This window comes from Lacrimispora algidixylanolytica (assembly GCF_003609635.1).
GTDB classification, from domain to species: domain Bacteria; phylum Bacillota; class Clostridia; order Lachnospirales; family Lachnospiraceae; genus Lacrimispora; species Lacrimispora algidixylanolytica.
This window is the reverse complement of sequence record NZ_MCIA01000032.1, coordinates 148,283-159,707: the sequence shown is the minus strand read 5'-3', so window position 1 is coordinate 159,707 and position 11,425 is coordinate 148,283. Positions and strand designations below refer to the sequence as shown.

General features: G+C 40.3%; 12 protein-coding genes. All 12 read right to left on the bottom strand.

Going from position 1 to position 11,425, the window contains the following annotated elements:
* Positions 1–280 precede the first annotated feature (280 nt).
* Positions 281–1,570 (bottom strand): phosphoribosylamine--glycine ligase, encoded by a 1,290-nt coding sequence (purD, locus tag BET01_RS17775; protein WP_120198214.1) that lies wholly within the window; start codon positions 1,568–1,570, stop codon positions 281–283.
* On the bottom strand, positions 1,567–2,169 hold the full coding sequence (gene purN / locus BET01_RS17770) for a phosphoribosylglycinamide formyltransferase (protein ID WP_120198213.1): 603 nt from the start codon (positions 2,167–2,169) through the stop codon (positions 1,567–1,569). The genes purD and purN overlap by 4 nt, the downstream gene beginning before the upstream one ends.
* Positions 2,163–3,188: a phosphoribosylformylglycinamidine cyclo-ligase gene (gene purM / locus BET01_RS17765; RefSeq protein ID WP_120198212.1), complete on the bottom strand. Its 1,026-nt coding sequence runs from the start codon at positions 3,186–3,188 to the stop codon at positions 2,163–2,165. Before purM ends, purN begins: the two co-directional genes overlap by 7 nt.
* Before the next feature lie 27 nt (positions 3,189–3,215).
* On the bottom strand, positions 3,216–3,731 hold the full coding sequence (purE, locus tag BET01_RS17760) for a 5-(carboxyamino)imidazole ribonucleotide mutase (protein WP_120198211.1): 516 nt from the start codon (positions 3,729–3,731) through the stop codon (positions 3,216–3,218).
* A 238-nt stretch (positions 3,732–3,969) separates the two neighbouring features.
* Entirely contained in the window at positions 3,970–5,781 is a 1,812-nt protein-coding gene (locus BET01_RS17755) for a methyl-accepting chemotaxis protein (RefSeq protein ID WP_158585098.1), read from the bottom strand.
* 130 nt (positions 5,782–5,911) lie between these two features.
* A complete protein-coding gene (locus BET01_RS17750) occupies positions 5,912–7,993 on the bottom strand; it encodes an aminopeptidase (protein ID WP_207667650.1) in 2,082 nt (693 codons plus the stop codon).
* A 5-nt stretch (positions 7,994–7,998) separates the two neighbouring features.
* On the bottom strand, positions 7,999–8,319 hold the full coding sequence (locus tag BET01_RS17745) for a calcium:proton exchanger (RefSeq protein ID WP_120198209.1): 321 nt from the start codon (positions 8,317–8,319) through the stop codon (positions 7,999–8,001).
* Positions 8,288–8,779 carry a VanZ family protein gene (locus BET01_RS17740; RefSeq protein ID WP_120198301.1) on the bottom strand — a complete coding sequence of 164 codons (492 nt, stop codon included), beginning with the start codon at positions 8,777–8,779 and terminating at the stop codon, positions 8,288–8,290. The genes BET01_RS17745 and BET01_RS17740 overlap by 32 nt, the downstream gene beginning before the upstream one ends.
* A gap of 79 nt (positions 8,780–8,858) precedes the next feature.
* The gene (locus tag BET01_RS21765) at positions 8,859–9,008 is read right to left on the bottom strand and encodes a hypothetical protein (RefSeq protein WP_166428744.1); all 150 of its coding nucleotides are present in this window, start codon (positions 9,006–9,008) and stop codon (positions 8,859–8,861) included.
* A gap of 11 nt (positions 9,009–9,019) precedes the next feature.
* Positions 9,020–9,694, bottom strand: coding sequence for an orotate phosphoribosyltransferase (gene pyrE, locus BET01_RS17735; protein WP_120198208.1), 675 nt, complete (start codon positions 9,692–9,694; stop codon positions 9,020–9,022).
* 45 nt (positions 9,695–9,739) lie between these two features.
* Positions 9,740–10,642, bottom strand: a complete 903-nt coding sequence (locus BET01_RS17730) for a dihydroorotate dehydrogenase (protein WP_120198207.1) — start codon at positions 10,640–10,642, stop codon at positions 9,740–9,742.
* Complete coding sequence (locus tag BET01_RS17725; RefSeq protein WP_120198206.1) at positions 10,643–11,419, bottom strand: dihydroorotate dehydrogenase electron transfer subunit; 777 nt, start codon at positions 11,417–11,419, stop codon at positions 10,643–10,645. It abuts the gene before it with no gap.
* Positions 11,420–11,425: the final 6 nt, after the last annotated feature.

Below are 11,425 nucleotides of genomic sequence, written 5' to 3'. Positions count from 1 at the left end.
TATATAAAAAACCCATTGTAAAGGCTACGTCAATCGAAATCGGAAACAGCATACGCTTCCTATCGCTGACTGCTATCTTAATTCTTAATAAATTGGCTGATACAGAAATATAATATTAAGGTAACCATAAAAAGAAATTTCACATGACTTAGAAATGGTCGAAAAGCCTTTTATCACATACTCTATACACACCACATACTAAAAATAAGATACCATGAAATGAACATCATGTCAATGATTATTTAACAGTCTAGACGGATTTTATTAATATTTATTAAGGTTATCTATCTTTCCCTGACACGTCGTCTATGGCTTTTCCAATGTCATTTCTCATGTATTTATTCTCAAACGAAATCCACTCCGTTGCTTCATACGCATTTTTCCTGGCCTCCATTAAATCCGGCCCAAGTGCTGTAATTCCAAGGACTCTGCCACCATTTGTTACAGCCTCTTCGTTCTCATTGAAACAACTACCAGCATGAAATGCATAATACCCAGACTTATCACGAAACGCAGGCAGGCCCTTGATCGGTAGGCCTTTTTCATAATGCTCCGGATATCCTTCTGATGCCAGAACCACGCAGACAGCAGCATTGTCTTCAAACTCAAGATCTATTTGATCCAAATTACCATCAATACAAGCTTCAAATGCTTCCACGATATCATTCTTCATACGAGGTAACACTACTTGTGTCTCCGGATCCCCAAATCTGGCATTGTACTCAAGAAGTTTTGGCCCTTCCTTTGTCAGCATCAGTCCAAAGAAGATAATTCCTTTAAACTCAATTCCCTCCGCCTTTAAAGCCTGAACCGTTGGCTCATAAATATGCAATTGGCAGAAGTCAGCCATCTCTTTGGTATAGAATGGACTTGGCGAAAAGGTTCCCATACCTCCTGTATTAAGCCCCTGATCCCCGTCTTTTGCCCTTTTATGATCCTGGGCGGAAGTCATGACCTTAATGGTATTGCCATCTACAAAGGAGAGTACAGAGACCTCACGGCCAGTCATAAATTCTTCAACGACAATTCTGTCTCCAGAAGATCCAAACTGCTTATCTAACATGAGTGCTTTTACTCCGTCTTTCGCTTCCTCTCTGGTATTACATATTAAAACGCCTTTTCCAAGAGCCAAGCCGTCTGCCTTAAGTACGATAGGCATCTTTGCTGTTTCTAAGTATGTGAATGCATCCTCTGCCAAATCAAAGGTTTCGTAGGCAGCCGTAGGAATCCCATATTTTTTCATTAGATCTTTGGAAAAGGATTTCGAGCCTTCCAGGCGAGCCGCACTCTTGTTTGGTCCAAACACCCGAAGTCCTGCTGCTGCAAAAGCGTCTGCCGCTCCCGCTACTAGGGGATCATCTGGTCCGATAATGGTTAAGTCAATCTCATGTTCCTTTGCAAAAGCGATTTGCTTATCAGTATCCATGACCTTGATATCCACACATTCTGCAATTTCTGCAATTCCTGCATTCCCAGGCGCACAGTAAAGCTTTTGAACGCTAGGACTTTGAGCCGTTTTCCATGCAATTGCATGTTCTCTCCCACCGCCTCCTATGATTAGAACTTTCATTCTATCTCCTCCTGTCCATTGGCAATCATCTGTATGGCTTTTGGTAAAATAATCCACTCCGCTTCTTCCATCACTCGTTTTTGAAGTTCCTTAGGACTATCATCTTTAAGTACCTCTACGGCCTTTTGCAAGATAATAGGTCCCGTATCGGTTCCTTCATCTACATAATGTACGGTGGCTCCTGTTATCTTCACTCCCCGTTCCAAAGCAGCCTCATGAACGCTCAGCCCATAATATCCCACTCCGCAGAAAGAAGGAATCAGAGAAGGGTGAACATTTATAATACGATTTTGGTACTTTTTGATCATAGCTTCTGGTATTGCAACAAGGAATCCAGCAAGAACGATGAGGTCAAGCCGGTACTCATCTATTTTTTTAATGAGAGCATCGTGAAACTGTTCTCTACTTTCGAAATCTTTTGGTGAGATACAAACACGATCGATACCATTGTCCTCAGCCCGTTTCAGTGCATATGCATTTTTATTATTACTTATCACCACGCTTACCTCTGCATTGGTGATCGTTCCATCTTTTATAGCATCTAATACTGCCTGGAGATTGGTACCTCCTCCAGAAACAAGTACGCCAATCCTTAGCATAAAGTCACACCTTTTTCGCCAATTTCAGTACGTCCAATGATATGAGGAATCTCGCCAGCCTCACGGATGGCTTCCATAGCAGTATCCACATCTTTTTCATCCACTGCCAGAATCATTCCGATTCCCATGTTGTAGGTGTTATACATGATCTCCTCTGTAATATCACCCTTTTTTGCCATCAGTTTAAAAATTGCAGGTACTTCGTAACTGTTTTTATCTACAACGGCACAAATACCATCTGGAAGCATCCTTGGAATATTCTCATAAAAACCGCCGCCAGTAATGTGGCTACATGCCTTAATCAATACACCACTCTCTTTTACGCTTTTTAAAGCTTTTACATAAATCTTAGTGGGAACAATCAAAGCTTCTCCTAGTGTTTTTCCCAGCTCTTCATAGTAGGTATTAAGACTTTCCTTTGAAACGTCAAAAACCTTACGAACCAGGGAAAATCCGTTGCTGTGAACGCCAGAAGATTCCATTCCTATTAAAACTTCTCCAGCTTGTAATAAAGCTCCTGTAATTAGATCTTTTTCATCCACAACTCCAACAGCAAATCCAGCAAGATCATATTCATCTTCTGGGTAGAATCCTGGCATCTCAGCCGTCTCTCCACCAATCAAAGCAGCACCTGCCAGTTTACAGCCTTCTGCAACTCCACTGACTATTTCAGCAATCTTCTCCGGAAAATTCTTTCCGCATGCAATATAATCCAGGAAAAATAGGGGTTCTCCACCCGCACAAGCAATATCATTGACACACATCGCCACACAGTCGATACCAACGGTATCATGCTTGTCCATGAGAAAAGCAAGCTTTAGCTTTGTACCAACACCATCGGTGCCGGATACCAAGGTGGGTTTTTCCATATTTTTAAATGCTGACATGGAAAAAGCGCCTGAAAATCCTCCAAGACCTCCAAGAACCTCTGGCCTCATGGTTTCCTTCACATGCTTTTTCATCAGTTCTACTGACCGATATCCTGCTTCTATGTCAACTCCTGCATTCTTATAATCCATACTTTTTTCCTCCGTCTCCGATATTTACTATTTCATCTGGGATACATATTCTTTATATCCGATCTGATCCAGTTTCTCAGCCTTTTTTACTACATCATTCTTTAAATTTTCGGAATAATCCTTTAATCGTTTTAAAAGTTCATCATCACTGGTTGCCAGAATCTTTGCAGCCAGAATTCCTGCATTGGTCCCACCATTGATAGCAACTGTAGCGACTGGGATACCAGATGGCATCTGAACGATGGAATACAAAGAATCCACTCCGCCAAGATCAGAAGTCTTCATAGGAATACCGATTACAGGCATTGGAAAGAGTGCAGCACACATACCAGGAAGATGAGCCGCTTTCCCAGCTCCGGCAATCATTACCTTGATCCCTCTTGCCTCTGCTGTTTTCGCATATTCAAAAAATATATCAGGCTCTCTGTGAGCTGAAATGACTGTCATCTCAAATTCTACACCAAGCTTTTCTAACATCTCTGCCGCCTGAGCCATTATAGGCATATCTGAATCGCTTCCCATAACAATTGACACCTTTGCCATAGTAATTACTCCTTTTCACTTTGTATGATATGGTAATTCATTATTAACGGTTATATTATTAATTAGCTGTGTTAATATGTTTTACTTAAAAATTAATCGCTACTTATTAATTATAATACTAGTTTTTTGCTTCTTCGTCAATGGTTTTCTTTACAACTTTAAGTATATTCAAAGATGGCAAAACAATGGCGCATGGTAGGAAAGAAGTTCTCTCCACCATGCGCCTAATTATGTAATATTAGTATTTATTGCCGCCATAAGATGATGTATCTTCAAAATAAATAGGATCAATCTTTACCGTAGGAATCTCAACTTCTTCCTCATTGTAAGTAACCTGAGCCCGCGGTTCTTCTTTTACCTGCACAGTCTCACTGCCGTTATATAGATTAAACTGCTCTACCTGCCCTTTCATGATCTGAGCCTGGCCTGATAATTCCTCACTTGCTGCCGCACTCTGTTCCGCAGTGGCTGAGTTTGTTTGAACCACGCTGGAAATCTGATCAATTCCTTGAGTCACCTGATTTACTGCAACAGCCTGCTTGTCAGAGGCTTCTGCAACATTTTCTATAATCATTTTAATGCGTTTTGTGCTCTCCACCACCTGCTGCATGGATTTTGCGGTATCGGTAGAAATCTTTGTACCATTTTCAACCGCATGCATGCTCTCTTCAATCAGAAGAGTGGTGTTTTTGGCAGCGTCACCTGACTTGCTGGCTAGATTACGAACCTCGTCCGCAACCACCGCAAACCCTTTTCCTGCCTCTCCTGCTCTAGCAGCTTCTACAGCGGCATTCAAAGCCAATATGTTTGTCTGGAACGCAATATCTTCAATGGTCTTAATAATCTTACCTATTTCATTTGATTTGTCGCTAATCTGCGTCATAGCCTGATTCATCTCAACCATCTTCTGGTTGCTTGTCAGTACATTCTTCTCTGCACCCTCTGCTTCCTTACGAGCTTCTTTTGCATTCTGGGCATTGCTATTGATCTGATTTGATATATCATTAATCGTAGCTGCAAGCTCCTGAATGGAAGATGCCTGTTCTGTAGCGCCCTGTGACAAGGCCTGGGCACCAGAGGAAACCTGTTCGGAGCCGTTTGCGACCTGATCTGCAGATTCGTTGATGCGGAAAAGAGCGTCGCTTAGATTATTACGAATATTACGTAATGCTTCCATAATCGGCTCATAATCATAAACATACTGTTCCCTGCATTTGGAGCCCACCTGAAAGTCTCCTGATGCCATTGAACCCAAAAGATAAGTGATATCATCAATAATGTTACCAATATTAAATATGGTCTTTCTCATGCTATCTGCAAGATTACCAAGTTCATCTTTAGATTCGTAGCTTAATTCTACATGCAGACTACCCCTGGCCATCTCTCCTGCCGCCTTCTCAATTTCCTTCACAGGCTTCACAATACCTCTTGTGATGGTAGTTGCCAGCAATATCGTCGCTACTGCTCCAAGGATCTGGAACAATACGATAACGATCCCAGTAACTGTCATAAGGGACTGAGATTGTTTAAAGTCCGAATCTGCGCTTGCCTGAGCAGTACTACTGATATTGACCAGATCATCCTGGATTTTATTAAAAAGTGGTTCCAGTTTATCAAAGAAAAGATTGGATGCCTGACGGTTTTTATTTTCCTTAGACAGGTTATATACTTCCTCTTTAAACGGCTCCGCCTCTTTTAAGTTATTGGCAATATCATCAACTAACGCTTGATCCCCATTGAAGTTCTCTTTTAAATACTTAATTCCTTCTTCAAGCTTAGCAAAATCGCCTTCCGCAGTTTCAATGTATTTGGTCGTTGTATTCATATCCAAACTCATTGTGGCATAACTTACATTCTTAGCAGATGATTGTAAATCACGTCTCATCTCTACGGCTAACACGGTAATCTCGTGGCCGTTATTATAGAACTTAACAAATTTACTGTTATTTGTAATCAAGCCATACAAAGAAGTACAAGAAACAATTAAAAACAAAGCAAAAACAATTCCAAATGCAATTGTAATTCTTTTTCCAATCTTTAAATTTTTCATTTGGTACCCTCCATCAAATATCATCTTCCTTCGTATCTTATATGCCTTTATCGGCATCTTTACAAAATTCTTAAGCATTTCCACGAATTTTCTGGCAATAATTGTATTTTCTTGTCCAGTTTTCTTCTTTTTACTGGTTTATATCCAATAACGGAAGATTTAAGTCCTCAATTCCTTTTAATACAAACTGACCGTCTTTAATAATCAGTACTCTTTTCCCATCTGCGGTTACGGTTTCAATCTTATCAAGTTCTGCGTACGGTATGGTGATATCTGTGTGACAACTATAATAAGCCTTTGATAAATCCAGCTTCCTTAGTTCTGAAACCTCATTGTCCCTTGCAATCACTTCTTTTCCATTTGGATTATAGACTGGGCTATCCTCAGACCAGCTATAGCAGGTATCTCCCACCGCAAAATGAGGGCCCATCTTCTCTACAATTAAAATAGGAAGCTTGTCCAGGATTCCAAATTTTCTGGCCATTGCATAGGCTGTTGTATTGGTTCCAATTGCGAACTCTCCCATAGGAAGTGTATCATGATTCTTTAAGATAACTTGCTTAATCAGCGCTTTTCCTTGATTGGGATCTTCAAAGTTACTACAGGAATAATCCTTGATCATTCCATTTTCAAAGGTCATCATCAGGTCTTTAAACTGAAAATCAGCAATATAAACCGTGCTTACAAACAAGGTACCTTCGGTGCCAGCAAGCACAGGAGATGTAAATACTTCACCAAGAGGAATATTCACATCAGCGACACAGTTCTCAAAATTCGTTTCTTTTTCTCTGTTCTCTAAGTTATGAAGCGCCACTCTTAAGCTGGTTTTATTCTCTCCGCTACCAGTTATCTCCACATACTGTGCTTCATCAAGAGTATCGATGATAATCTGCTGAAGATCTTTATATTTTTCATAATCCAAAGTATTAATGGCTATGGTCTCTTCAAAGATTTCCTCAAACCGTTCCCCTATATCAGGAACTGGAAAAGCAATGATGGTAAAGCTGATCTCGTCTCCGCGGATAAATTGATTTAATATTCTGGAGGATTCGTTAGCCATCTCTGCCGCCAGTTTTTCCTGCTTTGCATCAAGAATATTGGCCTGCACCTTATTAACCGGCTTAAAACCTTCTTTTCCAAAGGTCTCTAAAACTGCAGGACCCGCATATTCAGAAGCTAGATCCTTATACGTCTCATACGCAACCTTCATAACGGAGGCTCTTCTGTCTTTGAATGCCTTATTTAAATAGATGGCATTATCATAGCGGTGATCGTAATCATACTGTCTGTTGGCAGGTGTTCCAAAATAACCACCTCTTCTGCCTACATTTACATTCACAGACCATACTGCCGCGCGACAGAGAATGATGTTAAGCCCCATCTTTTCAAAGTTTTCCATGGCATATTTTATCATGCGTTCAAAGCCAAGCTCATAACGAATCTGTACCGTTTTTTTCTTTGATAAATCTCTGCCCATTACCTCAAATCCCTTACGGTAACCTTCGGTGTAAGTATCTGCCATCAGGCGTACTTTCTCCTCTGGTAGAGAATTTAAAAAGCTAGCAACTTTAAGCTCTGAGTCAGAAATATAATCTCCAAAGTAATACAGGTAGCGAAGATCTGTTAAATCATTATCCTTAATAATATCCACTGCATAAGACAAGGACGGATCAAGACTTTCTCTAATCCGATAAGATATTGTATGATCTGTATAATCGCTGACAAACCAGTAAAGAAGCTCTTTTATGGTAGCTGCCTGAGGCATTTCTTCTTCAAACATATTATATATTTCGATAAAAGCTTCATTTAAGATAGTGATATCTGTCAGTCTATATTCATGGACAAATATAATATCTCCTCGTATTTCCTTGTACAAAAAGGAAAGGAGCTTGCCATATTCTTCTCCAAGCTTTTCAGTCGCATAAGCAGGATCGGCATAACTTTGCTCGTAATTACCTGGTAAAATATCCTCATAAAGTCTGTGGTTCCAATCCTTTAATTCATCGATGGAAGCACTTTTTTGATTTCCCTGTTCAAAGAACTGATAGTATTCTCCAATCATTTGAATGAATGAAGCAGTTCTCTTAAAATAATCCAAATACGGACCTTGCACCGTATCTTCTAAAAATATTCCTCGAATCCTGTCCATTGACAGTTCAAAACGTTCCATTACAATTTCATTGTCCTGCTGAAACATCTTACGATAGTCCAAATCGCTTACCCCCTTATTCCTATAATAATGAGAACTAACCAAAGAATGACAAGAGCAGCGCTAACTGCAATGCCAATCTGGGATAGTAAATATTTTTTCTCTTTTTCAAAAAAAGAAAGAACGCCGTAACCAATGGAAAAAAAGGATATCAGCAAACTGCAAAAACAGACAGCCGCAACATTAAGCTGCGTCTGGCCTCCTGCCATTACAGAGCTGGTAATCCCTATAATTCCCAAAACCAGCGCTCCAATAGAAAGCCCCAGTGACAGAAAACTCTTTCTGGCAAAGGGTTTTCTAATGTAGGATACTCTTTTTTGCTTTTTCACGTTTTTTCCTCCTTACTCTTATGTGCTGCACAATTTTATAAAGAATATAACCGAGGATACCTCCTGCCGTGTTTAAAATCATGTCGTCCACATCAAAGCTCCCAACCTTAAACACAAGCTGAATGGTCTCAATGCTTAAGCTAAAAAGAAAGCTTAACAGAACCGTATTAAAAAAACGGCGGCTCCTGCGGCTAATGACAGGTAGAAAAAAACCAAAGGGCATAAATCCAACTATATTTCCTACGATATTAAGAAGAAATGACTCAATTCCAACTACCTTACGGTAAACAATAAAACGCCGTATCTCCTTTAACGGGATCAGGTTGTAGGCATAGTCCTCCCGGATATGACTTCCTCTTCCGAAATAATCAGAAAAAAACAGAAAATAGACCAAAAGGATAACGTATAACAAAAAGATTACCCACCCCATCTTCTGCCGCCTTGTCGCATTTTTAATCATAACAGCTCCATCTTTATAAAAAGAGAAAGGCTGTTGGAAAACCATTTTTTTCCTACAGCTTCCTCTAAAAGTAATTATATTAGAATGTGATTTCAGATTTTCTTTTCAGCAAAAAGGATCCATTAATAATAGATATGATTCCCACTGCTAGGCCGATAACAGTTATAACAATTCCAACAGCAAGGCTCAGCGCTCCTGCATTTCTCATAGTCTTATAAACTCTTTCCATATCAGGCTCTCCTATCTTACTCCATATGTTTCATAATAAGTATCAATTGCAGCTTTTAAAGCATCGTCAATGATGATTGTGCCGTCATATTCCCTGTTGTACAAATGCTCAATGACCTCTTCCATAGAAACAATAGCTGATGCCTTAAACCCATACTTTTCCTGGATCTCATCAAGGGCACTTTTATCTCCCTTTCCTTTTTCCATACGATTTAAGGAAACCATAAGTCCTAATATTTCTACATCTCCCTGAGCTTTAATGATGGGAAATGTTTCTTCAATGGATTTTCCGGAAGTTGTTACATCCTCAATGATTACCACACGGTCGCCACTTTTAATGGGGCTTCCAAGAAGTATTCCAGTGTCACCATGATCTTTTACTTCTTTTCGGTTGGAGCAATATTTAATCTCTTTGCCGTAAAGATCCTGAAACGCAATGGTAGTTGCAACGCTTAATGGAATTCCTTTGTATGCTGGCCCGAATAATACATCAAAGTCAATACCAAAGTTTTCGTATATTGCCTTTGCATAGTATTCTCCCAGCTTTTTAAGCTGTGCTCCTGTTACATAAGAACCTGCATTCATAAAGAATGGCGATTTTCTTCCGCTTTTCAGTGTGAAGTCGCCAAATTTAAGGACTTTACAATCCACCATAAATTCAATAAATTCCTGCTTATACTGTTCCATTTTTATCCTCTCTATTCAAATAGTTCTTACTGAGACCCTTTTTATTTAACGTACTGCACCAATGAGATCATTGATGTCATCCACACCATACTTTTTCATATAAGCTTCAATGCCCTTTACCACTTCTTCTGTCGCATAAGGATTTCTGAAACTAGCGGTTCCAACAGAAACAGCAGTTGCCCCTGCCAGTATAAACTCAATGGCATCGTCTGCGTCCATAATTCCACCCATACCAATAATCGGAATCTTTACCGCATTTGCCACCTGATATACCATACGGACTGCTATCGGTTTAATGGCAGGACCAGAAAGTCCTCCTGTTTTATTGGCAACCGCAAAGGAACGGCGATTAATGTCTATCTTCATTCCAGTTAACGTGTTAATTAAGGAAAGCACATCAGCGCCTCCCGCTTCTGCTGCTCTTGCCATCTCTCCAATGTCTGTTACATTGGGGCTTAATTTCATAATCACCGGCTGTTTGGCATACTTTTTCACTTCACGGGTAATGGCTTCTACTGCTTTAGGATCTTGTCCGAAGGCAATTCCTCCCTCTTTTACATTAGGGCAGGAAATATTGATCTCCAACATGTCCACAGATTCATTGGAAAGACGTTCTACCACTTCAAGATAATCTTCGGTAGTCTTGCCACAGACGTTGACAATGATCTTTGTATCGTATTGTTTTAGAAACGGGATATCTCTTTGAACAAAAACCTCCATACCAGGATTCTGAAGACCAATGGCATTGAGCATGCCACCATGTGTTTCAGCAATTCTAGGCGTTGGATTGCCAGGCCAAGGGATATTTGCAACCCCTTTCGTGACCACGGCACCAAGGTGGTTTAAATCTATCATCTCACTATATTCTTCACCGGAACCAAATGTACCGGAAGCTGTCATCACAGGGTTTTTCAACTCAATTCCAGCCAGATTTACTTTTGTATTCATCTAAAAGTCTACCTCCTCTGCCTGAAATACTGGTCCGTCCTTGCAGACTCGCTTGTTGTGAACCTTGGAGTGATCATCGACCTCACTGCTTTTGCAGACACATGCAAGGCATGCTCCGATACCACATGCCATTCGTTCCTCCATAGAAAGATAGCACTCGATTCCATTTTCCTTTGCATATGCTTTTATGGCTTTTAACATAGGGGTGGGACCACAGGCAAAAATAACATCTGCACTTAATCCGTGCTCTTTTACCGCGTCTAATACATTCCCTTTTGTTCCTTCACTGCCGTCCTCTGTTGCTACATAAGTGACACCATATGGAGAAAACTCTTCCTTTAAAAATATACTGTCCCGGTATCCAAGAATAATCTGTTTTTCACAGGCAAGATGCTTTGAGAGCTCCAACATAGGAGGAATGCCGATACCACCACCGATTATAAAGGCCCGCTTCCCAGCAGCTCCGGCCTCTATAGAAAATCCATTTCCTAAAGGACCCAGAATCTCAATATAATCTCCTTCTTTATAACAGGAAAATTCCTCTGTACCACCACCTAGAACCCGGTATACAATTCGTATAAGACCCTTTTCCCTGTCAATTTCACAGATACTAATGGGGCGGGGCAGAAGCTTGGAATTATCCTTTGTATACAAAGAAATAAACTGGCCTGGTAATGCCTCCAAGGCAATCTTTTTTGTCTCGATCCACATGCTGTATACACCGTCAGCCAGTATAACCTGACTGGCAACTCTTGCTAATTCCATTACTTTCGCCATGATGTC